The sequence below is a fragment of the Pedobacter sp. MC2016-15 genome, from assembly GCF_026239695.1.
Classification (GTDB): domain Bacteria; phylum Bacteroidota; class Bacteroidia; order Sphingobacteriales; family Sphingobacteriaceae; genus Pedobacter.
This window is the reverse complement of the sequence record NZ_JAPIVS010000008.1, coordinates 103,764-129,576: the sequence shown is the minus strand read 5'-3', so window position 1 is coordinate 129,576 and position 25,813 is coordinate 103,764. Positions and strand designations below refer to the sequence as shown.

General features: G+C 44.4%; 23 protein-coding genes. 8 read left to right on the top strand and 15 right to left on the bottom strand.

The window, feature by feature from the left end:
* Positions 1-68: 68 nt before the first annotated feature.
* A complete protein-coding gene (locus OQY15_RS20455; RefSeq protein WP_265793848.1) occupies positions 69-1,421 on the bottom strand; it encodes a Gfo/Idh/MocA family oxidoreductase in 1,353 nt (450 codons plus the stop codon).
* 190 nt (positions 1,422-1,611) lie between these two features.
* Between OQY15_RS20455 and OQY15_RS20450 the strand changes: the two genes are divergently transcribed.
* The 4 genes from OQY15_RS20450 to OQY15_RS20435 all read left to right on the top strand — a co-directional run bounded on the left by OQY15_RS20450 (position 1,612) and on the right by OQY15_RS20435 (position 5,369).
* Positions 1,612-2,526: a type 1 glutamine amidotransferase domain-containing protein gene (locus tag OQY15_RS20450; protein ID WP_265793847.1), complete on the top strand. Its 915-nt coding sequence runs from the start codon at positions 1,612-1,614 to the stop codon at positions 2,524-2,526.
* Positions 2,527-2,583: 57 nt separating this feature from the next.
* Positions 2,584-3,915, top strand: a complete 1,332-nt coding sequence (locus OQY15_RS20445; protein ID WP_265793845.1) for a hypothetical protein — start codon at positions 2,584-2,586, stop codon at positions 3,913-3,915.
* 101 nt (positions 3,916-4,016) lie between these two features.
* Entirely contained in the window at positions 4,017-4,409 is a 393-nt protein-coding gene (locus OQY15_RS20440; RefSeq protein WP_265793844.1) for a RidA family protein, read from the top strand.
* A 96-nt stretch (positions 4,410-4,505) separates the two neighbouring features.
* Complete coding sequence (locus OQY15_RS20435; RefSeq protein ID WP_265793843.1) at positions 4,506-5,369, top strand: alpha/beta fold hydrolase; 864 nt, start codon at positions 4,506-4,508, stop codon at positions 5,367-5,369.
* Here OQY15_RS20435 and OQY15_RS20430 read toward each other — a convergent pair.
* The 4 genes from OQY15_RS20430 to OQY15_RS20415 are packed head-to-tail and all read right to left on the bottom strand — an operon-like array spanning position 5,350 to position 12,972.
* The gene (locus OQY15_RS20430; protein ID WP_265793842.1) at positions 5,350-6,840 is read right to left on the bottom strand and encodes an arylsulfatase; all 1,491 of its coding nucleotides are present in this window, start codon (positions 6,838-6,840) and stop codon (positions 5,350-5,352) included. The genes OQY15_RS20435 and OQY15_RS20430 overlap by 20 nt on opposite strands.
* Before the next feature lie 3 nt (positions 6,841-6,843).
* A complete protein-coding gene (locus OQY15_RS20425; RefSeq protein ID WP_265793841.1) occupies positions 6,844-8,256 on the bottom strand; it encodes a sulfatase in 1,413 nt (470 codons plus the stop codon).
* Positions 8,256-9,836: a RagB/SusD family nutrient uptake outer membrane protein gene (locus tag OQY15_RS20420; protein ID WP_265793839.1), complete on the bottom strand. Its 1,581-nt coding sequence runs from the start codon at positions 9,834-9,836 to the stop codon at positions 8,256-8,258. The genes OQY15_RS20425 and OQY15_RS20420 overlap by 1 nt, the downstream gene beginning before the upstream one ends.
* 25 nt (positions 9,837-9,861) lie before the next feature.
* Complete coding sequence (locus OQY15_RS20415; RefSeq protein WP_265793838.1) at positions 9,862-12,972, bottom strand: TonB-dependent receptor; 3,111 nt, start codon at positions 12,970-12,972, stop codon at positions 9,862-9,864.
* 305 nt (positions 12,973-13,277) lie between these two features.
* On the opposite strand from OQY15_RS20415, the gene OQY15_RS20410 reads away from it, so the two are divergent.
* A complete protein-coding gene (locus OQY15_RS20410) occupies positions 13,278-13,625 on the top strand; it encodes a nuclear transport factor 2 family protein (protein ID WP_265793837.1) in 348 nt (115 codons plus the stop codon).
* A gap of 149 nt (positions 13,626-13,774) precedes the next feature.
* Here the strand turns inward: OQY15_RS20410 and OQY15_RS20405 are convergent, their stop codons facing one another.
* The 5 genes from OQY15_RS20405 to OQY15_RS20385 form a co-directional block, all read right to left on the bottom strand.
* The gene (locus OQY15_RS20405) at positions 13,775-13,906 is read right to left on the bottom strand and encodes a hypothetical protein (protein WP_265793836.1); all 132 of its coding nucleotides are present in this window, start codon (positions 13,904-13,906) and stop codon (positions 13,775-13,777) included.
* An 84-nt stretch (positions 13,907-13,990) separates the two neighbouring features.
* Positions 13,991-14,656 (bottom strand): response regulator, encoded by a 666-nt coding sequence (locus tag OQY15_RS20400; protein ID WP_265793835.1) that lies wholly within the window; start codon positions 14,654-14,656, stop codon positions 13,991-13,993.
* A gap of 14 nt (positions 14,657-14,670) precedes the next feature.
* On the bottom strand, positions 14,671-16,338 hold the full coding sequence (locus tag OQY15_RS20395) for an ATP-binding protein (RefSeq protein ID WP_265793834.1): 1,668 nt from the start codon (positions 16,336-16,338) through the stop codon (positions 14,671-14,673).
* 132 nt (positions 16,339-16,470) lie between these two features.
* Positions 16,471-17,316, bottom strand: coding sequence for an AraC family transcriptional regulator (locus tag OQY15_RS20390; RefSeq protein ID WP_265793833.1), 846 nt, complete (start codon positions 17,314-17,316; stop codon positions 16,471-16,473).
* Between the two features lie 72 nt (positions 17,317-17,388).
* Entirely contained in the window at positions 17,389-18,222 is an 834-nt protein-coding gene (locus tag OQY15_RS20385) for an SDR family NAD(P)-dependent oxidoreductase (protein WP_265793831.1), read from the bottom strand.
* Between the two features lie 277 nt (positions 18,223-18,499).
* On the opposite strand from OQY15_RS20385, the gene OQY15_RS20380 reads away from it, so the two are divergent.
* Positions 18,500-19,408: a metallophosphoesterase gene (locus OQY15_RS20380; RefSeq protein WP_265793830.1), complete on the top strand. Its 909-nt coding sequence runs from the start codon at positions 18,500-18,502 to the stop codon at positions 19,406-19,408.
* A 43-nt stretch (positions 19,409-19,451) separates the two neighbouring features.
* On the opposite strand, the gene OQY15_RS20375 is transcribed toward OQY15_RS20380, so the two are convergent.
* The 4 genes from OQY15_RS20375 to OQY15_RS20360 all read right to left on the bottom strand — a co-directional run bounded on the left by OQY15_RS20375 (position 19,452) and on the right by OQY15_RS20360 (position 22,750).
* Positions 19,452-20,216 carry a hypothetical protein gene (locus OQY15_RS20375; protein WP_265793829.1) on the bottom strand — a complete coding sequence of 255 codons (765 nt, stop codon included), beginning with the start codon at positions 20,214-20,216 and terminating at the stop codon, positions 19,452-19,454.
* 168 nt (positions 20,217-20,384) lie between these two features.
* Positions 20,385-20,600 carry a hypothetical protein gene (locus OQY15_RS20370; RefSeq protein ID WP_265793827.1) on the bottom strand — a complete coding sequence of 72 codons (216 nt, stop codon included), beginning with the start codon at positions 20,598-20,600 and terminating at the stop codon, positions 20,385-20,387.
* A gap of 129 nt (positions 20,601-20,729) precedes the next feature.
* Positions 20,730-21,155: a cysteine peptidase family C39 domain-containing protein gene (locus tag OQY15_RS20365; protein ID WP_265793825.1), complete on the bottom strand. Its 426-nt coding sequence runs from the start codon at positions 21,153-21,155 to the stop codon at positions 20,730-20,732.
* 11 nt (positions 21,156-21,166) lie between these two features.
* Positions 21,167-22,750, bottom strand: coding sequence for a cysteine peptidase family C39 domain-containing protein (locus OQY15_RS20360; RefSeq protein WP_265793824.1), 1,584 nt, complete (start codon positions 22,748-22,750; stop codon positions 21,167-21,169).
* 202 nt (positions 22,751-22,952) lie between these two features.
* Here OQY15_RS20360 and OQY15_RS20355 point away from each other — a divergent pair, with 202 nt between their 5' ends.
* Together OQY15_RS20355 and OQY15_RS20350 are read left to right on the top strand one after the other, a co-directional pair.
* Entirely contained in the window at positions 22,953-24,197 is a 1,245-nt protein-coding gene (locus tag OQY15_RS20355) for a hypothetical protein (protein WP_265793823.1), read from the top strand.
* Positions 24,198-24,233: 36 nt separating this feature from the next.
* Positions 24,234-25,463 (top strand): glycosyltransferase family A protein, encoded by a 1,230-nt coding sequence (locus OQY15_RS20350; protein ID WP_265793822.1) that lies wholly within the window; start codon positions 24,234-24,236, stop codon positions 25,461-25,463.
* A 29-nt stretch (positions 25,464-25,492) separates the two neighbouring features.
* Here the strand turns inward: OQY15_RS20350 and OQY15_RS20345 are convergent, their stop codons facing one another.
* A complete protein-coding gene (locus OQY15_RS20345; protein ID WP_265793820.1) occupies positions 25,493-25,810 on the bottom strand; it encodes a hypothetical protein in 318 nt (105 codons plus the stop codon).
* Positions 25,811-25,813: the final 3 nt, after the last annotated feature.

Genomic DNA, 25,813 nt, shown 5'->3' with positions numbered 1-25,813 from the left:
GAGCTAACAATTATAAAGTTATGAATATAAACAACTTATAAAAATGATCAGATCTGGTTATTGCGGATCTAAAATCCACTATCATCCAGGGCAAACAGATTTTTTCTCTCCTTCCACTTTCCTCTGGTAAAATCCGGAAACTGCTGTGGCATATTCCCTTCTTTGAGTGATTTCGTGGAAAGGGGTGCTATGACACTCATCGTGACAGAATCATACACATCAATAGGTGTCTGTTTTTTTTGTTTCACCGCCTGGATAAAACCATTGAACACAAACCAGTCCATTCCGCCATGCCCCGCTCCTTCCGCTTCTTTCGCATATTTCTTCCAGAGGGGATGATCGTATTTATCGAACCACTCCTGAGCAGGTTCCCAGACATCATTTTTCTTTGCTTGTTTTTCAATGTATACCGACTTATTCACATCCATCCATATACCCTCTGTACCCTGAACCCTGAACCCCAGTGAATAAGGTCTCGGTAAGTGGGTATCATGTGACAATACGATGGTCTCCCCGTTAGCGCAGTTGATCATGGTGCTGGTTACATCCCCGTTTTTATAGTTGATCTTCGCATTGGGATGTCCGGGAGCAAGATCCTGAACATATGCCGAAAGTCCGCGTGCTTTGGAGCTGAAGGAAACGAGGTTGGTAAAACTGTTGCCCTTGTTGATATTCGCATATTGAATGATCGGTCCGGCACCATGTGTAGGGTATAAATCTCCATCCTGATCGATATTGAACTGCGTTCTCCATTGTGCTTCACTGATGGCCTTGGGACCAAACTCCACCCCTCCTCCATAGTAATCCTTACCGTTGTTAAACAATACTTTCCTCAGATCGTGCTGGTACCCACCTTCAAGATGGAGTAACTCGCCGAAGAGCCCTTGTCTGACCATGTTGAGCGCAGCCATGACATCCCTGCGATAGCATACATTTTCCAGGGTCATGTAAGGGATTCCCGTTTTTTCAGAGGTATTAACAATATCCCAGTGATCCTCTACTGTCAGTCCGGCGATCACTTCACAGCCTACGTATTTACCTGCCTTCATGGCATCTACCGACTGATCCTTGTGGAACTGCCATGGGGTAGCGATAATCACTGCATCAATATCCTTGCGATCCAGCAGCTTTTTGTAGGCATCGGTTCCACCGGTATATTCTTTCGCCGCAGGGCGTCCCTTTTTCTTTATGAAGTCACGGCAGATCCTCAGCGAACTCTCCTGTGTATCGCAGATGGCAACGATCTCTACATCATCCCTGAGCAGTCCTTCGGCAATGTGGCTCATGCCGCGTGCACCTACGCCAATGTAGCCGAGTTTAACTTTTCCGCTGTCTGTAGCAGCAAAGAGGCTGCCTGTTGGAAGTATGATCAGTCCTGCAGCGGTGATAGCGCCATTTTTGATAAATTCTCTGCGTTCCATAATGTTGTTTTTGATCACTATCAGATGATTATTGACAGCTTTAATAACTGAAGATAATTAATATTACATAATTGCTTTCCTCCAGTCTTCATATTTTACTGATCATGACCTACCTTGAGGGTAATTTCAACTTTCCTGAACTAAAGCCGCATAGCGTTGTTAACATTTGATACCAATTAAATACCTACCTATGAAAAAGATATTAATGGTGCTGACTTCGCACAGCGAGATGGAAAATACTGATGGTAAGACCGGCGTTTGGCTGGGTGAATTTACTGATCCATATTATGAATTTATCGATGCGGGTTATTCAGTAACTCTGGCGAGTCCTAAAGGTGGCAGGCCTCCGGTTGACCCGATGAGTGAACTCACTGAAAACATTACTGCCTCTAACCGCAGGTACCAGCAAGATGAGCCCGCAAAATCCATGTTCTCCCATACCACACCGCTGAACCAGATGAATGCTGCAGATTATGATGCCGTATTTTATCCAGGTGGGCATGGTCCTATCTGGGATCTTGCCAAAGATAATGACAGCGGAATTCTGATCCTGGATTTTCTGGATGCAGGGAAGCCTGTGGCTGCCGTATGCCATGGCCCGGCAGCATTGATCAGTGCAAACACACAAAGACCAGGGTTTTTACAGGGAAAAGTGGTTAGCGCATTTAGCGATACCGAAGAAACAATGGTAGGCCGCAGCGGTCATGTACCGTACTTACTGCAGTCTAAACTGGAAGAACTGGGTGCAGAAGTGAAGACAGCGCTGGTACCTTTCCTTTCTCATGTAGAAACTGACGGACTGCTAATCACTGGACAAAACCCTTTATCTGCCGCCCCCGCAGCAAAGGCATTGATAGAATTGCTGGAAGAAAGCACTGAAGGTCATGCTGTTTCTGAGCAAGACAACATCGCCTCAACTCAGAAAACTCAGGAAGAAGAGTGGAAGGAAGTACCAGAAGATCCTACCCGTCCATCAAACCGTGATATTGACTTTGCCAAGAATTCAGTTGATGATCCTGACTCAGGGCATAAAACTGAGGAAGAAGAGTGGCAGGAAAGGGCAGACAGATATATGGAGGAAAAACCGGATGATCTTAAGCCTTAGCATAAATAATTAATCGTATTTTCTGCCAAATTATTAAGGCAGACAATACGTTATATTATGATCAAAAAATTATCAGTTATCTTTTTAATTCTGCTCGTCAGTCACAAAGGATTTACAGCTACAGTTCACCCTTCTAAGGATACGTCATTGGTGTCAGCTACTGATCAATCAGATATCAAAGCGATCCTGGAATCACCATACTTTGAAAAACTGTACGCTAAAACATATTATAGTCTTTTAGACAGGATGCAAAGTGATGGCTTTCTGCCTGAATCCCTTACCGGTGCCTATGAAGGTATGTTCCCGAGAACTACCGGAGCACTGGTATCCCTGTTTATCGAGACTGGCCGGTACAGGGAGGCGGAACTCAACATCAGCTGTGTGCTGAATGCAATAAAGGAAAACGGCATGGAGCGGATTCCCAGAGTAATAGGAAAAGATCAAAAGAAGTATACGATTGTTGACGACCAGCATCAGATTGACGGGCAGGCACATGTAATCCTTGCCTGGGCGCGGCTCGCACTTAAAAGGGGCCATACAAAATTTGAAGATGATACCTGGCCGCAGGTGAGCGCCATTATGGCCCGTACCTGCGACCGCACTTTTTTCCAGTATGGCAGCTGGTCGATAGAACCCGGACTGGTGCGGAATATTGCTTTTGAACATTCAAAAGAAAGCAGAATGTGGGATACCTGGGACCTGCTGACACAGAGTTTCACCGGCGCTGCCCTGAAAGATATGGCGAAGGTTGCGGAAAGACGAAAATCCACGGCCCTGGCCAGCGACTGGCATAAAAAGCTGGCAATACTTTCCGCAGGCATCAACAAACACCTGGTGACGAATCACTTTGGAATACCAACATATGTCGAAATGCTGCTCCCCAACTCTAATGGCGGGATTCCGTATTATGGGTTGGGTTGGGTGACCCTCTCTCCGATTGCTGCAGGATGGGAAGGCGCAGATCATGAGGTGATGCGCAATACGGTGAAAGTTATGGAAAAAACCTTTCTGAAGAAAAGCAATGGATTAACCTGGATGCCTACAGATGGCTATCCTGACAGTACAATCTCGAATGAGATCATTGGCAAAGGCATGGCCTGGGAAATCGATTTTGCAAGATCAGAAAAAGGATATGAGAGAATTGCTGAGATTTTAGAAGTAATAAAACTGGTGAATGCCAGCAAACCTGTTTATATGGAAGGGGGCTGGCTGGAGGGAAATGGATATACGCTTTCCAACAGGATCAGTGACCAGGATCTTGCGAAGATGAAATCGGCCGTATGGAAAACCAAAGATGCGGGCAACGGCGAGCAGTCTGCCTGGTGGTGCTGGTCGATGGCAAGACTGAGGAAGGCTGCAGGACTATCTGCAGAGCCAAAGAGAATGTAAACAATAAAGCTATACAAACTGCAATCTTCCGATTGTGATTAATATCACAGTCCCCTGCGATATATATTCTTCAACTTTGTTATACAAAAAATAAGAATATCATGAAAAAGACAATAATTAATCCATGGACCTGGCAAGATCAACTGAGTTACGTACAGGCCGTAGAAGTGAAAAACACCGAAGGAACGCTATATGTTGCTGGTCAGGCGGCAGTTCATCCTGATGGTACATCCAGCAATGCTGACATGCGCACGCAACTGGCACTGGCAATTGAAAACCTGGAGACAGTGGTTAGCCAGGCAGGTTATGACTGTGGCAATATCGTGCGACTAACTGTATATTCAACATCGTCTGAAGAATTTATCAACAACTGTTTTGATGTCTTCAAAGCTTTTGTAGCAAAACATGGAATGAAACAGGCTGTTACACTTTTGGAAGTAGTGGGCCTGAATGAAACACTGAACGTGGAGCTTGAAGCAACGGTAGTAAAATAAATCCGTGACTTCATCACATATTTCCGCTGTTCCGTCACATTTATAATTTGCAAGATTGCTTTTGTGCTATGTTTAGGGAATAGCATATTTCAAATTATGAAACCTTTTTTAATCTTACTGCTCTCCTTTGCAGGCTACAGTGTATCGGGACAAACAACAATCAGCTTAAGCATAGATTCTGTGCGTTTTAGCAGTTCCGGGGTGACGCTGGCAGGTACCATCTTTAAACCTCAGCGTCCCTTTGCCGCAATAGTGCTTGTTCACGGTTCCGGCCAGGAGACGAGGATGCTGCAGCTGGCAGAGCATTTGGCAGGCAGGGGAATTGCAGTTTTGACCTACGATAAACGTGGTGTAGGGAAATCTGGCGGAGTGTATGCCGGACCTGAAGTTGGCACAAATAACATCGATGCTGCCAATCTCAGGCTGCTGGCTTCGGATGTGAATGCTGCCTGTGGCATTTTAAAGACATTTCTGAAAGAAGCCCGGCTGCCGATGGGGCTAATGGGTTTTAGTCAGGCGGGCTGGATCATCCCCCTCGCGGCTCAGAATGATTCGTCACTGCGTTTCATGGTGATTTTTAGCGGAGCAGTGGTGACAACACTGGAACAATTACGCTTTCAGTTTTATACGAAAAGTAATCCCAAATTCTGGGATACGCATACTGAGGATGAGGTTCGGGAGCATGTTCTGAATGATGCCGACCGCTACCAGTTTACCGCCACAGACCCGCAGGAGGCGCTCCTTAACATCTCAGTGCCCGGATTCTGGATTTTTGGGGGCAGGGATGTACAGGTTCCTGTAGCTTTATCGATAGCGAAGCTCAATGTACTCAAAGCTGAGGGCAAGCACTATGACCTGAAGTTCTTTCCGGAATTGGGGCACAATACGGCCTTTTCAAAATCACAGGAACCTATGGAGGCCGCGTTGCGGTGGGTAAAATCTAAAACTTCGGATCGATAAACTCCCATTCATGGATCTGCGCCTGACGGTGTTCCTTCTTTACAATACCATCAAAGCGTAAAATAAGATCGGGGTGTGCGGAAGCAATGTTCTTTTTTTCTGAAGGATCTTTCAGCAGGTCGTACAGCTCCCATGTGGCAGCGCTGTCAGTTTTCATATTAGATTTCACACCCTTCCAGTTTCCAAATCTGATCGCTACCTGACCACCTTTTTCCGGAAACTCAAAGTAAATATACTCATGCTGCTGCTGTCCGGATTTTCCTGTCAGGGTGGGCAGCAGCGATAGGCCATCATTGGCCGGAGCCTTCACTCCGATCAGATCAGCAAAGGTAGACATCATATCAAACTGCACGGAAACGAGGTCGCTGACTTTGTCCGCAGGGACTTTGCCCGGCCAGCGTACAATAAAGGGTTCCCGGATTCCCCCTTCATAGAGGTCCTGTTTCTTGCCACGAAGGCCAGCAACACTGTTAAAGAATTGCGTATCGGCACCACCTGTATCAAATGTCGCCCCGTTGTCGCTTGAGAACATCACGATGGTGTTTTCATCAAGGCCCAGATCTTTCAGCAGCTGGAAAATCTTTCCGATTTGCTGATCCATATAAGTGATCATCCCTGCGTAGGTAGCGCGGGGATATTTTGCGGCAGCGTAGCCCTTTTGGCCAAGGTAAGGAGTGTCGTTGAATTGATCCTGATAAGGTTTAACCACGGATTCGGGAGCTTGCAGTGAAAGGTGAGGAACGGTGAAAGGCAGGTACAGGAAAAAAGGCTTGTCTTTATTGCTGCGTATGAATTCCTGTGCTTTAACAGACATCCTGTCTATCGAGTAGTCTTTACCGATATAATAGTCGAAGGGGTTCTTCAGATCCGGTTTGCGGTGTACAAAGATTCCTGCATTGTCCAGCGTATCCCATTTACCATTTTCCCAGAGGTGCGTGGGAAAATGGTTATGTGCCTGCTTCTGGTCGAGATACCCGTAAAAGTAGTCGAACCCCTGCGTGTTGGGGTTGCCGGTGTTACTGCTCATGCCAAGCCCCCATTTGCCTATCGCAGCCGTAGTGTAACCTGCATTTTGCAGCAGGTGGCCAATGGTAAATGTCCCTTCGGGGAGCGGCATCTGCCCTCCCTCGGTCGCATCGCTGAAACCACCAAACTCGTAGTTGCCGCGGATATAGGAATGCCCCCCATGGCGGCCAGTGAGCAGCATACATCGCGCAGGTGCGCAAACAGGTGTACTTGTGTAATGCTGTGTAAAGCGCATCCCCTCTTTGGCCATCTGATCGAGATATGGTGTTTTGATTTTTTTCTGCCCGTAGGAGCCCAGCTCTCCATAACCGAGATCGTCGGCATAGATGTAAATGATATTAGGTCCTCGCTGGGCAAAGCTGCCCGCACCGCAAAGCATACACATGATAAAAATGAGCATTGCTCTTGCAAATACGGGTTTAGAAAAATCAGCAGGTATTTTCATATTCTAGTTTTCGGTTTTACCGGGAAATTTATCAAATAATACTTTCAGCTCTTTATGTAGTTCAGGATAATCTTCGATGACGTTACTACGCTCCGAGGGATCAAAAGCTAAATTAAAAAGCTCTGTTTTGTTACCTTGCGAAGTTGCATTGATACCGGCATTGGTATTGCTGGCTTTGATTTCGCGATACTTCCAGTCGCCCTGACGCACAGCTTCACAGATGCCATTGTTCACGTAGTAGATCTCACGGTGCTTTGGCTTCGTTTCTTTACCCAGTAGCAGAGTAGAAACTGACTGTCCGTCGAGCGTCCTTCCCTTTGGCAGCGGCACATTTGCCCACTCTGCCAGTGTAGGTAGCACATCCAGGTTGCTGACCATGCTGGTTAAAGTTGCTCCCACAGGCGTATGGTCTTTCCAGTAGACAATAAAAGGCTCTCTGACCCCGCCCTCGTAGGACAAACCCTTACTGCCCCTGAATACTCCGGCAGTACCCGCATCCCAGCGGTGCGTAATGCCGTCACCTTCCATCCTTGCCGGATATTCTATCCAGGGACCGTTGTCACTGGAGAACATAAAGATCGTATTGTCTGCAAGACCTTGTTTTTCCAGTTCTGTCCATATTTCTGCCAGACTTGCATCGAGCTGCTCTACAACATCGCCAAGGTGGCCGCCCTCAGATTTGCCCTTATACTTTTTAGAGGAGGCAATGGCCACGGGCAAGTGTGGCATATTGTGGGCCAGGTAGAGAAAGAAGGGACTTCCCTTCTTCTGGGTTTTGATATACTTTACCGCTTCGTTGGTATACAGATCTACCAGCGAAGAATCTGCCGGTTTGATTACTTCCGGTGTTCGGTTTCTGAAGATCTTGATGGTAGTATCCGTAGGCACATATGGGGGGCGATAATCATGACTGTAGAGCAGGCCGTAATACGAGTCGAAGCCCTGCGCTGTAGGATGGTGAAAATCTGTATGGTCGCCGAGGTGCCACTTGCCGATCATCGCTGTGCGATAGCCTGCACCCTTAAGCATCTCTGCAATAGTCACCTCCTGGTCGGGCATACCCAGTGGTGAGCCCGGAGAAATCGGACTTGGAAGGTTGATCCTTGAAGCATAACGGCCAGTCAGCAGCGAAGCACGTGAAGGTGTACAACTGGGGCTAGACACCACATAGTTGGTTTCTCTAATGCCCTTTGCCGCCATTTTGTCGAGAAAAGGAGTTTTGATCACCGGGTTACCATAGCAGCTCAGATCTGAATAGCCCATATCATCTGCAAGCACGAAAATGATATTAGGACGCTGCTCCTTGCTTTTCTGGCTTTTCACTTGCTGGGCATATAACTGCGGGGAAAATGATAACACAACTGCGATTGGCAGCAGACTCTGCATCGCTTTTCTGAAAATATAACTATCTGTCATTACCAGTTTGGATTTTGTTTAAGGTTGGGATTAAGATCGGTTTCTTTTTGCGGAATTGGCCACAGATAATCTCTGGATCTGTTAAATACACGATTGAAAGATACCACCTGTACCGTTGCGAGGTTGCCGCCTGCATCCCTGTAAGTGATCCCATTTACAGGGCCTGTCATTACCGTTTCTGCAGTTTTCCAGCGCCTGATATCAAAAAGATGGAGCCCTTCAAAGGCGAGCTCTACGCTGCGCTCATGGCGTACGATCTGCCTCAGTTGATCCTGTGTTAGTCCGGCAGGAATTGAGGGAAGTTTAACATCCGCCCTGCCGTTGCGCACTATATTGATGGCGTTGTATACTTCAGCATCCAGCTGGTTGAGCTCAATTTTAGCTTCAGCTTTGGTGAGCAGCACTTCGGCATAACGCAACAGGATGATATTGATACCACTGTTAGCGGGATTGGCGAAATCTTCTGCATTGATATATTTTTTGATATTGTATCCTGTAGTTGAAGCAATATACGTGCTGCCTACTGCATCAGCCGTACCACTGTTTGGGGCGGGTTTAAAGACTGTACCACTTGGCAAAACATCGCCGTCAACATATACCGAGAAGCGTAACCGGGGGTCTCTGTTGTCATACGGACGTGCGGGATCGAAGCCGCTGCCTGCTTCAGCGATAGACTTTCCGGCCGCAGTTTCATAAGAGTCAACCAGTGCTTTTGTCGGCACATAATAACTTTGGGAGTTCCGCTGACTGTAGGGAGCCAGCAGTGCAAACACCCCATGGGGATACGTATCCTTGAGGAACTGCTTGTCGAGAATAACCTCCGAATTGTTCTCAGCAACATACTGAAAGAGGTTCTGATAAGAAGTATATAAATTATAGCCTTTCACCTGGTTGGTAGCATCCAGAGCAAGCTGGTAACGACCCGCCCATAGATCGGCCCTGGCTTTGAGTGCCCAGGCTGCTCCCGAAGTGATGCGCCCTTTATCGGAAGCGCCATAACTTGCCGGCAGCAGGGCACTGGCTTCTGATAGTTCCTTATCAATAAAGTCATACACTGCCGCAAGCGGAGTACGTGTGAGCTGCTGAGCTTCAGCAATGGTTAAAGTTTTGGTAACCAGCGGTACATCACCATAGAAACCTGCGAGTTTGATATACTGATAAGCGCGAAGAACCCTGGCTTCGCCTTTGTAGCGGTTGATCAGCGCTGTGTTGGTAGTTTTTACTTTGTCAACGTTTTCCAGGAAATAATTCGTAGCACGGATACCCCTGTAGGCCAGCGCCCATTCATTGTAAACCTTGGCATTGGAGATATCATTAGTACCCAATTCGATGAACGCCTGCGTATCAAAATTCTGATTGGTATGAGCGATATCGCTGAGCGCATCCCATGTGAATACATTGGTACTGTCGAGACTGGTGTACAAAGCGTTTGTAGCCAGTAATGCATCGTTTTCGGTATTCCAGAAAATGTTTTCTGATACCCTGTCGTTGGGCAGTGGTTCCAGCAGGTCTTTGCGGCAGGAAGACGCTGCGATCAGCATCAGGACTGCAATTGTATATTTATGTATGAATGATTTCATGACGTGTGATTATTGGGGGTTTGCGTTAAAACTGTACATTGATACCTGCGGTATATAAAGCGGTTTGCGGATAGTATGTAGCCCTGCCTGATTCTACTTCGGGATCAAGTTTCCATTCGTTCAGCTTGGAGAAAGTAAGCAGGTTGGTGGCAGAAACGTATACCCTGACACGGCTGAGCTTAAGCTTTGAAAATACTTCTTTTGGCAAACTGTAGCCGAGCTGCACATTCTTGAGTCTCAGGTAGGATCCGTCGATAATCTGTCTGTCTGACGTAGCCACATTCCTCAGGTCAAACTTGAGCGGACGCGGGAACCTGGCATCAGTGTTTGTTGGTGTCCAGTAGTTGTTGGTATATACTGCTGAGGTAAAACCTTCCTGGTTGCCCATCTCGGCGAGTGCTCCGGCGAGCCTCGTATCCACATTTGCAGCACCCTGGAACAGGAAATTCAGGTCGAAGCCCTTATAGGAAAAATCAGAGCTGAAGCCAAAAGTATATTTAGGGAAAGGGTTTCCTATGGTTGTCATATCATTCGCATCAATCTTGCCATCCCCATTGAGGTCTACATACTTCACATCTCCCGGTTTGGAGTTCGCTGCATAGGTAGGATAGCTGTCTACTTCTGCCTGCGTTTGGAAAAGTCCGTCGGTTTTATACCCCCAAAGCGTATTTACTGGTCTGCCGGTGGCGATGATATATCTCGGATCGATATCTGATCCCGTGATATATGGACCGGTACCTTTGAGATCAAGCACCTTGTTGTTGTTGATTGCGAAATTACCGTTGAGATTATATTTGAAGTCGCCATTACCCCCACGGTAGCCCAGGTTAAACTCAAAACCTTTGTTCTCCACCGATCCGGCATTCTGTGGCGGCGCTGCAAGTCCTACTGTTGCCGGTATGCCCAGATTCAGGAGAATATCATTGGTAACCTTGCGGTAGTAATCTGCTGTGAAGCTCAGGCGGTTGCTGAGGAAGGTTGCATCAAGCCCCAGATCGAGCTGCGTAGTAGATTCCCAGCCCAGATCTGTGTTAGCCAGGGTAGACTGCCGGTATCCGGGTACAGAGACACCCCCGAAGGTGTAAGTAGTAAGCGTTACTGCTGAGTAATAGCTGTACAGATCTACCGACTGGTTTCCGGTTTTACCCCATGATCCCCGGATCTTGAAATCGTTTATTGTGTTGCTCAGGCCTTTCCAGAATTCTTCCTGTGAGACACGCCATCCCGCAGAGAAGGAAGGGAAGAAACCATAGCGCTTGTCGCCCGTAAACTTTGATGAGCCATCATATCTGCCATTCGCTTCGAACAGGTATTTGTTGTCATAGCTGTAGTTGAGTCTTCCGAAAAACGAGCGCAGTCCGAATTTAGCGTCGTAACCCGAATTACTCTTGGTACCATCGTTAGCGCCCTGACCGATAGAATTCACATCATTATTGTAAAAACGTTCGCGGTAAGCCGTGAGGTAGGTTACAGAATTGGATATTTCTGAATGCCCCAACAGTCCCCGGAAGCTATGTTTATCAATATTCTTATCATAGGTAATCAGGTTATTCCAGGTAAACTCACGCAGCGTATTGCGCAATTCTGTAAGGTTGTTGTTGGCGACGGTTTTCGTGATATTCGTATTTTTATCAGTATTCGAATAAGCATTCGTGAACTTCTTCTGCTCAATATTCTGAATCCTTCCACCATATTGGGTGGAGATCTTTAATCCCGGAAGTACTTCCAGCTCCGCTTTGAGGTTTGCAACCAGGTTATCATCGTACTGTGTAGTGAGACCACCTATCTCGGCAAACATGAGCGGGTTGTTTCCTTGTGTACTGAGGCCGTAGGTACCATCGGCATATTTGGGCACCGCCCAGAGGGAACCGTGGAAGAGGTTATTGAAAGGATCTACTGTAGGATTGGTGGAGTAGTTGCTACGGTAGTTAAGGTCGCCCGTGAATTTGAGGATCTTTGCGGCATTGTAATCCGTATTCAGTTTTACCTCCTTGATCTCGCTCTTGAAATTTGCCGCAATACCGTCCTGCGTCATATAGCGTGTGCTTAAACGCGCTTTGATCTTGTCATCGCCACCGGCAATGGAAAGACTGTGGTTTTGCATGGGTGCAGATTTGAGAACCCTATCAAACCAGACGTTGGGCAGCGGATACTTCTCACGGTCGGTAGCATTGATCCAGGTATTTACAGATTCTTCTGTAAACCTGGCTGGCAGTGCGGCACCGGCATTGGTATATGCGGCCTGCTGCATCCTCATGTAGGCTTCAAGCCCCATCATTTCCGGCTTATTGATGGCCGACTGTGAGGCGTAGTAATAGTTATAATTGATAGTGAGTCTGTTCTCTTTTGCACGTTTGGTAGTGATCAGAATTACACCGTTGGTGGCCCTTGAACCATAGATCGCCGTTGAAGCAGCATCCTTAAGTACAGATACATTATCAATATCATCAGGATTGATATCTGCGAGTTTCTGCTCAATACCATCAACGATCACCAGCGCATCGTTCTTACCGAGATCGTATCCACCGGTATTGCTGCTGTTGATATTGAAGGTAGTGATACCGCGGACACGGATGGTAGCGTTTGATCTGCCTGGAGACCCTCCCCTGTCGAGCACTGTCACTCCTGGTGCCAGTCCCTGAAGGGATTGCTGCACATTGGATACCGGGCGCTGCACCAGCGTGTTGCCGCTGATGCTGCTTACTGCACTGGTTAGGCTTGTTTTCTTCTGTGTGCCATAACCTACCACCACGACATCATTGAGTTGGTTTGCACTTTCCTTAAGACTGATAACCGCAGGACTTTCATTGACAACCACTGTTGTCTTTTCATAACCGATAAAGCTGACAACGAGTGTATAAGGGAATTTTTGTCCGGTAACGAAGTTGAATTTCCCCTCCCTGTCTGTAGAAACCTCGTGGGTTGTTCCCTGAATATGGACAACGGCGCCGATAAGTGTTTCTTTTGTCTTGGAATCTACCACTGTACCTGTCAGCGTAGTATTGGATGTTTGTTGAGCTCCTGCAGCGAAGGGCAGGCTGAGCAGTAATAACTGGAGCAGATGCTGTCGTAATTTTTTTGATATAGCATGTGCACGCGGGTTGGATAACCAGCCGGCATAGTAAAAAGGGGTCATATCTAGTTTGTTTTAATTCGTGAGTTGAAACAGGCGCCAACGCCAATTGTGACCTGTTTCTGTAAATTGATATCAGGGATCAACCTGGTATAAAATGATAATAGTATAAAGTCTTGAAATTCCTCCTCTCTGCGTTAATGTATAGGGCTTTTGGTTTGCCTTCGGGGTAAATATATCAATTAATAAAATATACTACAAAGTTAGTAGGAGAAATATTCCAAAGCAGTATTGACACAATGCTCCAACAATTGCTGGTTAATGTTGGTTTATATAAGAACATAACACAGAAATCAAATCATTTTTTTATGAGCGTGAATAACAAATCAATCCTTGAAAAAGCGAATGCAGCGGTAACCACAGGCGATAATGAGGGTTTTCTTGCTTACTGCACTGAAGATACCGTTTGGACTTTCGTAGGTGAACAAAGCCTCCATGGAAAAGAAGCAGTAAGGGAATATATGAAAAAAGCCTATGTGGAACCTCCAAAATTTGATATTGAGGAGATCATTGCAGAGGGCAACTTTGTGACTGCTCTTGGCAAAATCAGTATGAAAAATGAAGAAGGAGAGCTGAAACACTACTCCTATTGTGATGTCTGGAAATTACGCGACGGCAAGCTGGATGTGTTAAAAGCTTTTGTAATTGAGGCATAAGAATGTGTGACTGTAAACGGCAGAAGCTACCTCTTGTCCCTCCAGATTTCCTTTAAAAGGCCATCTGAAGGGATGGAAGGCAGAAACAATTACACACCAATATGAGAGCATCGATTTGTAAATAATTTTTATGCGGAAGCAGATTTATCTTAGAAAGGATAGCCGAAATGCGTACGGTGAACTTCCATCACATCTTCAGTGATCGCAATGTAGATCCACCACCATATCAAAAGTAGCATTGCAACTACGGCAAGCAGGGTTATTAATTTAAAGATTTTCATACTCCACAACGAACTCATTCGACCAGTTATTCCACAAAAGTATCAGCGAAAAACAAGCATTTCTTACGGGTTGCCGTAAATGTATCAGATAATCTTATTGTCTTTACAGTAAGCAATGAGCTGCTCATTACTGGATATATTTAAGGATGTTTTGATAGAATTAAGACGCTTCTCAACACTGCTCAGCCCTGAAGGTTTGATATTTTCTAGCTGCAGATATGCCGGAATATTTTTCTGCGCCGTTCCATTGCATAACAGCGTAATGATGGCAATATCGACAGTTTTGAAATCATATGAGTGTTCTGTTTTTCTTTGGTGCATCAGATCAGCAGAACGGTACTTCTTGTTGTTAAATACTGCCTCAACAGCACGTTTGAGATCAATGGCATCATATCGTGCTTTGCGCACATAGGCATCAACCTGAATATCATCGAACAACTCATCCACCAAACCAATGTTATTTTCCAGGGAAAAGACAATCACTTTCAGGTCTGGCTGGACCGCACGCGCAGCCCGGATGAGCTCTTTCCCTCCTGAGATTTTCTGCACATTGTGATCTTCATCAAAAGAAAGATCAGTAATGAGTAAGTCGTACGGCAAACCTAAACGTACACCTGCCTGTATCAATTCGAATGCATCATCACAGTAAAATCTGAAATCCTTTTGGGGAACACCTAAATCTTCAAGCGTTTTTCTTACCGAAATATTAGCGTGTTCGTGATCTTCTGCAATGAGTACTTTTTTGAACATGTTTCTGGATTTTGTTAGTTGGCAGGAAAAGAAATATTGATCTCCAGACCTTCCTCAAGTATACTTTCAAAAGTAATAGTACCGCGAATATGATTTATACGGTTTTCCGTATTCTGCAGCCCATTCCTTTTGGCAGCGTTATTCAATCCTACTCCGTTATCTGCATACAGAACGGTTATACAGTTATCATTGCGCTGAAATTTAATGACGACGCGCTGTGCCCTGCTATGTTTTTTCATATTGGTCATCAGTTCCTGCATGACAAGGAACAGCTCTGTTTTTGATATTTCAGGGATACCCTCCCAGATTTCTTCTTCGTTGCCGACAATCAGCACCTCTGTAGATGCGGAAGAATAAGACTGGAGCATTGCCGAGATCTCCGCAGCAGTTCTCCCTTCAGTTGTGGGTTCTGGACTATCGTACGAAATATCTCTTGAGATATCATACAACGCTTCGAGCTTATCTACGATAAGATTCCTGTTGATGCCTGGTGTGTTTTCAACTTCAGACATCAGATGATAAACCTTATTCGCTACTCTGTCGTGAATCTTTTTTACGTACCTCAGCTCCGTATTTTTCACCTCCAGTTCCTTTTCCTGCTGCAATAAGCGGTTACGCTTCCTGAACCATAAATAGACAGATAACAGACTCATGATCAGAGCGAAGACAATAAAATATACAATTTGCAACCTACTCCTCTTCTGATCATTTTCTCTTTGAGCTTTCAGGGCATCGGCCTTGTGTTTCTCTGTTTCATACCTAATGAGTGCAAACTGGTTTTTGTTATTCCAGCGCGCCGTTTGCAGGCTGTCGTTCAGATGATGATGTTTGATGAAATAAATTTTGGCTTGAGTTGCCGGACTGAATTTGATAAGATCCGTGAGGGCACTCAACTGATCATCCGGACTGCGGATCACAGTAGCCACCTGATAACGCCGATTAGCATAGAATAAAGCAGAATCAAGATTTTTATTGCCATAAAATTCTGCGAGATGAGTGTAACTGGCATTTTGCCCCCACAAATTTTTATTCAGCTCACGAATATGCAATGCTTTTAGATATTCCGGAATTACATGATAAGCCGGGTTCTGCAGCCATTTGGTATAAGCTCTATTATTTAAGATTCTCGCATATTCAATTTGATTGCCGCCGGTTTTATGAATGATAGAATCATAAATTTTGATAGCTGAAGGATAATCCTTCATTTCCTTGTAGACAACAGCCTTGTTATTGTGGTTAACCAGAGTGGAGATAGAATCTACGGAAAATTTGATAGAAAGGTTATAAAATTTGATTGCACGTTCAAAATCACTGATAGACTTACTACTATTTCCCAGGTTATTATAATTAGAACTGATATAGGCAAACTGTTCCTTTTTTTGCTCGTCAAAGTATTGAAGAGCACTCAGCGACATTTCCTGTGCCCCAAAATAATCACCTTTGTCAATGCCGATCATACTCATATTTACCAGACATTTTCCTGCACCGAGGCTGTCCTTTTTTTCGAGAAATAAATCTTTGGCTTTTGTAAAATACAGGTAGGCACTATCAGACATACCCTTTTCCCGGTAATCAAAAGCCATATTGTAATAAGGATTATCTTCTTTATTTTGTTTCTCGGTACCTTTTCTGCAGGAGAAGAATGTGATGGCAATCAGTAAAGTCAGGCAGAGATATTTCAAATGTCAATTTTTTACCAAAGTAGGAAATAATTTGGGTTGACGTTCAATTTGGTAACACCCATGAGTGTAATTCACAAGCAGCAGTCGCGAATTTCAGCCCTGCTGATGAAAGTAGACACTGTAATTACAAACCTATTGATCCTGTTTGAAATCTTTTCTGATATTCTGTATTTCTGCGGCACGTGATGGGCCAACACCAAACATCTTTTTGAAGGCAAAAGAAAAATGTGAAAGGTCTTCAAAACCTACCTCAGCATAAATTTTGGAGGGTAAGGCACCTTTTTCCCTGATCAGGTAATACGCTTCTTTCAAACGCTTTTCCTTTAACCACTTACCGGGGCGGACAAGAAACACCTTCTCAAAATCCCTTTTAAAAGTAGATAAGCTGCGCCCGGTCAGGTAAGCAAATCGCTCCAGAGGAACGTTGAAATGAAAATTCAGGTTCATAAACTTTTCCAGATCGATTTTACCTGGCTCAGAAAAGTCGAATAATATGTGTGCCAGATCTGGTTTTATTCTGAGCAGCAGAAGGATCAGCTCTTTAATTTTAAGCGCGCGTAAACTAAAATTTTCTTCCCTTAATAAATCATCATAGGGTTGTAGGGATTGAACATAACTGATCAGTAGTTTGTGGCCAGGCAGAGGAACTACGACTTGAGCCTCACTGAGTTTTTGAGCGGCATAACCAAACTCCTCACTTATCTCTCTAAGAGTTTTCTGATCGAAAACCACAGATATGTTTTTATATTCACCGTCTTCGCCAGGCTCTTTATAGAATTTGATCAGTTGGTTTCTGGTAGTCAGCCTGAAACTGCCGGCCGTAAAAACATCGATAGAGACATCATTTTTTAGTTCCACTGTTCCACTGATCTGAAAGCTGAAAACATGATCGGCAACAAACGTTTCTCCTGCTCTGGAGCGATCAGAATAACATGAATACGTGATCTGATTGTAATGATGATGTATTGGGCTATCCATGATTCGGCTGTAGTATTGGTTGAAGTAAAGATATCAAATTACGCCCGGCTTATGGCACCGGGCGGTTATTCTTCAGGAATTTAACACATCCGTGGATGTAGAAACATTCAGCCATATTTGCTGCTGCTCTTGTCTGATCTTATCTACATTTTCCAGATGTGCGAGTGCATCGCTGCCCAAAACCAGATGCAGGGGCGGTTCCGGGTGGTCTGCAAGGTGCAGGATTACAGATGCCACTTTGCTCAGCTCACTTCCTGCTTTAAACTCATTGTTTTTTAAGGCCGCTATACGGGTGTCTACTGTGTTTTCATAACCTTCAACTGAAGTAGCAAAGGACATCGAAGATCCTGCCCAATTGGTAGGCATGCCACCCGGCTCAACAGAGGTAACCCTGATGCCAAGCTCTGCAGTTTCATTGGCAAGGGCTTCACTGAAACCGCCGAGACCAAACTTAGCACTTTGATAGATGGAGATGCCTGCACTGGCCGCCCTCCCTCCCACTGAGCTGATGTTGAGGATTCTGCCAGACCCTGCCTTTCTCATATAAGGCAATATCGCTCTGCAGATTTCCACCGGTGTCAATAGGTTGACTTCGAACTGTTCACGTACCTCGGCTTCTGTAAATGCCTCTGCCGCACCTGCCACAGCGAAGCCGGCATTGTTGACCAGCACATCGATCCTGCCGAAACGTGCAATTACATCTTTAACTGCTTTTTGGATCTGCGCTGCTGAAGTTACATCAAGCTGAATAGCGTAAAGCTGTTCAGGATAGCGCTGAGCAAGATCATCATTATTTTTGGGGTTACGCGCTGTAGCAGCTACTATATTGCCTGCTGCTAAAGCTGCCTCTGTCAGGGTTCTTCCAAGTCCGCTGGAACTTCCTGTGATAAACCATACCTTTTTCATATTTATTACATTTTAGTATGAATCAAAGGTATACAGACTAGACAGTTGATACTTTGTTGTGAAGGTCATAATAACTTTGTTGTAACGTTCAATGCCTCGTCTGATGCCTGATCTTATCTTTTAAAAAGATCATTATAACTAAATGGCTTAATGAATTTTTATTCATATTCCGCCCGGGCTTTCCTGTTTAACTAATTAATATTTTGTTAACATACTTGCCTGCATTCTCATGATTAATCTCTATAATTTTGCTGGCACATGATGTAATTATATTCTGATGAATAGAAGAACCGTACTCAAAAGCATTGGCGGATTAGCGCTGAGCACAGCCCTGCCAACCGGCAGTTTATTTGCAGCAACAAAACCTGTACTACGCATTGCCCACCTGACGGATGTGCACCTGAAAAATGACCTTGGTGCTCCGGGGCATTACGTAAAATGCCTGCACCATGTTCAGCAGCAATCTCCCAAAGTTGACCTGATCCTGAACGGTGGTGATGTGGTTTTTGATATGAACAAGGAGAACCTGAGCACCATCAATGATCAGTGGAAACTTACACATGATATTATCAAATCAGAATGCAGCATTCCTGTAAAATATTGCCTGGGAAACCATGACATTTGGTGGAATGAGAACAGTAAAGGGCATACTTTCTATGGCAAAGAATATTCGCTGAACCAGCTTCAGCTGCAGAAACCTTATTATACTTTTCAGCAGGGTGGATGGAAATTTATCGTGCTGGACAGTGTGCACCTGGATATCGATCAAACCTGGTATATCGGTAAGCTGGGTGATGAGCAGTTTGAATGGCTGAAAAAGGAACTTGAAGCTACTGATCCAAACACTCCTGTACTGATTCTATCACACATTCCTATATTAACGGCCACGCTGATGATTGAAGATGATATCGTCAACAAATGGACAATGCTGGGTGGCGATATGCATACAGATACCTCGAAAATTATCAAACTGTTTTATCAGCATCCCAATGTAAAGCTGTGCCTGAGCGGGCATATACATATGCGTGATAAAGTGGTGTATAACAATGTCACCTACATCTGCGACGGTGCGGTAAGTGGAGCATGGTGGAAGGGCAACCGCCGGGAAACTGCACCTGGTTACGGACTGTTAGATCTTTATGCTGACGGCAGCTTTGAGGAAAGGTATATTAACTACCAGGTTTAAGAAGTACCATTAAATAAATAAACTTTGTGTTCCAGCCAGCAGATTACTGGATCACAAAGTTGATTTTATCAAGACCCGTATTGCCGGTCCTGGCATCATAAGCATAGATCGTCAGTTCATAATTTCCTTTTGTTTCCATTTTCAGATTACCTTCAAAAATATTTGCTACCGGGCTAATCTTCATTGGAACTTCTGTAATCCGCAGACCTTCTTTCTTCACAATTGCCTTAACTTCAATTCCATCCGCATCCCAGATGCCGCCTTTGGTGATCGTGCAGCCGCACATCATTGTCAGGCTGGCCTTAAATTTCAGATTCCCCTTTAGCTCCTCCAGTTTAATGAACTCATGAGTGGTAGGCGATAATACATCGAGGATAAAACCTGGAAATTCCAACAGGATCCCTTCACCGAGGATATCTTTACCCGGTATCAGCCATATCTGCGTAGTGGATTTAACAGCGGCATTTCTTCTGGTAAGCGGTGCCACAGCCTCAACATCGACAAATGTTGGCTCAGAAAGCGGAATGTTAGCTTCGAACTTAGCGGTAGTCGTATCAATAACGGGAAGTCCCCTCCTTACTTTTCCTTTCATCATGAGATCCGTATTTCCCGAAGTGCCGGCAGTGAGACCTTTAGCAAGGATTTCGCCGGTAAGGTGATCCCGGACGGTCACAAAGGCTCCTCCGATTCCTGTACCAATGAACTTTGCGTCTTTGGCCTGGGCCCTGACGATCAGTCTGGTGGTCTGTGCATGGCTGCCAATAAAAGATAGTCCTAAAATGATAGTAGCGGCAAATTTCTTCAACATTATGATTCTGATTGGGTGGGATAAATCTTATCTTCAAGCTCCTGTGCTGTAAGATAAGATTTCCTGCTCAGGTATCCAATGCCTGGATGCTAATCCGGCATAAAAAAAGCAGGCATATCTTCAATTAATGCCTGCCTTTGTAGGATAACTTTACATCGGAAGATCACCTTAACAGGCTACAAGTGTTGCTCCCGGACCACAGGTACAACTTGGAGTACAGGTTACACACTGGCTACAGGTATTCGTCCCTGTAATACAACATTTAAAAGGACCAATATTTCCTCCGGTTGGAGTACCTGGAGGAGTAACGGAACCGCCACCTCTAATTGCCCTGAGTTCTTTCCTACTTAGAATAGTCCCTAAAGTAATTTCATACGCTTCCATAATATCATATTTAAATCAATACTCTATAAAAATTGTGCACGATAGCTTATGCATAAGTAGTTAAATTCTATCCATAAAACTATGAATTATTCAGAGTGTATCAGATGTCATATTACCCATAAATTTGCCTCAGACCTTCAGAGAGAAAGTAAGGATAAAGCCTGTCGCAGGGTGAATACTTCCAGGATTCTGCCAGTGCTTTAAAAAAGCGGAACGACAAAATTTGATGACACCGATAGCAGGGTCTGCAATATAATACGTTTGTTTTTTGATTTTGAACAACACCACAAAATGTTGCTGGTCCCAATGGAGAATGGCTGGTAAAACTGTCTCAGATAGCTGTGCAGTAGTAACCTCAAAGCCTCTAGAGGAGAGCTGCAGTTTGCCGGCAGCGTTCATAAGGTCCAGCATAGAGGAACCTTCAACGCTGATCCTGGACATGTGCTTCAGCATTGCAGGATCAAAACTTTTACCGAAACAGGCAGCAATCATCCTGAGGCATGTTGGTCCGCAATCCATGGGGTAAGACTGGTAATAGAAGGGAAAATATTTCAATAGCAACAGCTTTAACTGATCAGATATTTCAGGTCTTCGACCTCATAAGGCTCTGGAAGGAGATGACCGTTTATTAAAATGGCCGGAGTAAAGTTGATTCCCGCGTTCTCGCACCATTGCTGCTGCTTCCGGAAGGTAGTTCTTATATTTTCTGTGATCAGCACAGGATACTTTTTCTGCCATTGATCATATACCTTATCACACTGATTATACCAATGATTCAAAGACTGGGCAATCAGCTTTTTATCTTTTAATAAACCCAGTGCGATCATATGTTCGGCAGTCCTGATTTGCATTGTATCGCCACTGGCGAGCATCAGAATTTTCAACTGTAGGTCGTCACGCTCCCGCATCCACTGGTCAAAGAAGTGATGGACTTCAGTACAGGGGCTGCAATAGGGGTTACTGACAAGAGTGATGACAATTTCAGCATTCGGATTTCCGAGTACAATGGGTTTAAGCTCATCGCCCGCCTCATAGTGCTGCTGGTTCATCAGTCCCAGTGTAAACAATTCGCTGTTGTACTTGAATTGTTTGAGTTGCCAGCCCGTAGTTTTTAGCATGGAATTTTCCTGAAGCAGTGGTTTGATCATTCCCCAGGTAACTACCGGGAAGAGGAAACATAAAATAGAAGGGACTAACAGGTTAAACGAACTGAGGGCACCCATCTCGAAGCGGCCGGGGATGAAATTAAATGAAACATACTCCAGTAGTAGCAATGCCTGTACACTACAACAGAGGATACACCATTTTTTTATCCTGTATTGATACACCAGTGAGTACACCATGTATGGCAGGGCAAAAACATTTATCCAGAACAGCAACGGGGCCAGGGATGGAAGAAGAAGTATGTTGAGAAAGGTTCCTGAAAAATAGAACAATCCTGCCTCTGCCCAGCTGAACCAGGGCGTAATATGTGCAGCGCGCGTTTGAAGAAGCGCATTGCAATCGTTTTTTCCGTGTTTGCCACAGACATTTTTTACCCATGAAGGACTACTGCTGAATCCCTGCGCGATGAGCAGCATGCTGATTACAGCACCGGAAAGTTTAATTATACATAAAGCCAGGATAGCCAGACTAAAAGGATGAAGCCGGAATATGACGATAAACATGGTTACGAGCAGGGTGAGAAAAGCCGGAGCAGCAATTCTATGAAGCGAGAATTGGATATAATGCTGCAGGTAACCCGGTTCTCCACTTTCTCCATTGGATTTAGCATACAGGACCAAGCCCTCCCATGAAGCAAAAAAGTCTTCCTTTCTGACGCTTGCATTTCTTATTTTTTCATCAGAAATCCTGAAAGAGCCATTCTTTAGTCCGTGGACCAGAAAAAAGGAGCCGCCTTCCTTTGAGGTATGTGAGATAAATGGAAAGGGCAGATCCAGGTGATTGTAATTCTCCCTTTCTATACGGTAAACATGATTGTCCACTTTAAAAATTTTAAGGCAGTCGCAAATAGTCAGTAAACCAGGATATTCCGGGTGCGATTCCATTTTTTTTAACAGGGTCTCCGGATTCACATTCACATTTATCTCGCGTAGTAACTGGTAGGTTACAGATAGGATATTGCTTTTCTTTTTGTTGAGAAGGTTCATTTTTAAAGATTTTAGAATTGCCATCTCCCTTTTCACGGGGGCTATGGAAAGGGAATTCTATTGAATTTACAAAATATAGAAGCTGGTTAAAGTGACAGATTACCCAATAAAAACAGGCTCCGGACTTTTGTTGCTTATGAGTTCTGATCAGCCAGCTATTGTAAGTAAATTGAAGATCGGGCAAGTATAAATCCATAGGAAAATGACGCAGAAAGATGATGATTTGAAAGAATTGTTACGTGATATAGACAAGGCGGTTGTGAGGGCGCCAAGGAGAAGAGTGATAAAAAGCTTCAAACTTAATAGCGACCCGGTGCTGTTATCAAACTTATCGGGATGGCTGGGCGCATTTACTGTGAGAGCAATGTTGCGACAATTAAAGATTGATGAACACCATATCTTCAAATGGCGGCCTGAAAATAAATTTGTGCAATATCTCTTGTTCAGTCATTATGTTCCGGGCTGCATGCCACTAACCCTGGGGCTGAGCCGAATGCTGAAACAAGACCAATGGGTGCCTAGGATCAGGAAACTCATAGGCTCAGGTTTTTTTATCAAAGCAACCCTCGGTTTTGGCTCAGGCAGGACTAAAAGCTTTGACAGGACCTCAGAAATTGAGCATATTCTGAATGAGCATGAAGAGCAATCAGCAGGCAATGAGAAATGGATCATACAGAAAAAACTAAAGCTGAAAAAGGAGTTCAGGGTACATAGCTTTGGTCAGGATGTGCTGTATGGCATGACGCTGATGATTAGCGGACAGGCAGAAAAGGGGGATTTTGATGGCACACAAGAGTTTGTTGAGCTGATGCTGGAAAAATTGCCCGCATCGCTTTTAGAAGGTACTTTGATCGGATGGGACATTGCCCTTACTCACAGAGGAAAATACTATGTCATAGAGGCCAATTTTACCGGATTTCATCCACAGTACCATGCAGGCTTTCAGACCAGCGGATACTTTGAGGAGAGCTTTTGTGGTCCCATCCTCTGTGCATTGCTGAATGCATACTTTAAAAATAAATATGACCTGGCTATCACCACTGTCGACCATAATCTGGTCACAAAGGCTCCATATATGGAAGAGCTCTCCTACTACCTTTCTATATTCAAAGAAAATCACATCCTGGCACTTCAGCAGGGAAAAGGAACTGTAGCAGCTTTATATATCTACCTGGGTGAAAAAACAGATTTTTTAATGATTAAACTGATCAGTTATATGCAGGTTGCACAATTTGCACACCTATATTATATCATTTCTCCAAAAGAACTACAGCCCGATGCGGAAAAGATGTTCAGGGGAAATCAGATCAGACACCTGACAGAACATATGTTATTTCCAGCAGACGAATACGCTCATGTGCTAAAGCTGGAGGAAAATGGGAGGAAGCAGGCTTGCCTTCAGAAAGCATCTGAGCTCATCAGAGAAGAGCCCTGTCTGATGCTCTGACTCATAGACGTTTATCAACCCCTAAACCAAGCAACTATGAGACTTATCAATGATTATACACATTATCATTTTATAGCCTGGAAAAAGAAAGGACTGGTGATGCATTATGAAATGATGTTTTTGAGTTTTGAATTTCTCGACCAGGATTTTGATTATATCATATGCCTGAAATTTGATCCGCCTCTTGATATTTTTCAGCCCGATATGGATGAACTGAGGAAATCGCTGGAGGCTATTTATGAACAACAACTACATACATTTATTCTGCTGACTCAAAGAAAGGCGGCACCACAGTATCAGGTAAGCATGGATGAATATATCTATTCATTCAGTTGTACCTTTGTCCATTTCCGTGAGCTGATCAGAAGACAGAACTCTGGTATAATTCGTAAGGGCAATCTGCTCTTTGAACTATTGGATACTCTGGGTAATACAGCAATAAACAGGGTGCTGGTACGGCAGTTGCCAACAGGGATCACTGAGGTTTCATCCTCAAACCACTGTGATGTGGTGATTCCGCACCGGGGAAACCTGGCATATCTCAAAGATTTACTGAAGTTTTTGGCTGACACAGAAAATATCAATGTATACTTGGGTGCTGATCAGCCCATGTTCAAAGAGCTAATGACGATTAAAAATCAGTATCCTTATATTTCCTATTATGCCTTTAGTCCAAATCCAGTGGGCCCATATATTATCCGAAACTGGCTGGCAGATCAGGGAGATGCTGATATCCTGTTTTTCCAGGATTCTGATGATATCTCATGTGCAGACAGGTTTGAACGACTTTCCACCTACATGAATAATCATAGTATCCCGCTTTGCGGCTCTCATGAAATCAAAATGGATTATTTTAAAAGAACTGTACAGGCTGTGCGTTATCCAAAAGATGTGGTCAGCGCTTTGAAGAACGGACCTGCACATGCCTTGTTACATCCTTCATCGGCAGTTGCACGGGGAATTTTCTATGCCTGCCAGAAACTCTCAGAGGATCGGATTTTTGCAAATGACACAAAATTCCTGTATTACTGCTACTTCAAACTGGATACTATACAAAACATCGACGAGTTCCTGTATATCAGAAGGTCACATCCCGGGTCACTAACTACATCCGCCACCACCAGCATTGGCTCGGCGGTACGCACAGCATTGATCAACAGCTGGGTAACAGATTTTACGCTCGTAAAACGTGGAGTACTTAAACTGGAAGAATCCTGTCTGAACTATTGCGGCCCTAAGAGGAAATTTAATGTGAAGAAAATATAAACAGGAAACCCAGAATTTCCTGTTATTGACTAAGCCTCAAGGGTTGCTTGAATCGTTTTTTCTGTGGCACGAATAATCGCATCTTTATAAGCAAGAAAGTTATTCTGACGGTCTTCGATAGCGTCATCTTCCCTGACAGCTTTCTTCCCTTCTTTTACTTCCTGCAATTCATTATTGTATAGCTCAATAAAGATCTCAGGCTGCTTATTCTTCAATATTCTCACCGTATGTGAATATTTCTCATGGCAATCATGAAGAATGCCCAGACTTTTTTCATTGTAAATATTGACACCTACAAGCCTGGTTAATATATTCTCAAGCTTTCCTCTTTCTTTTGCGTAACCCATAAT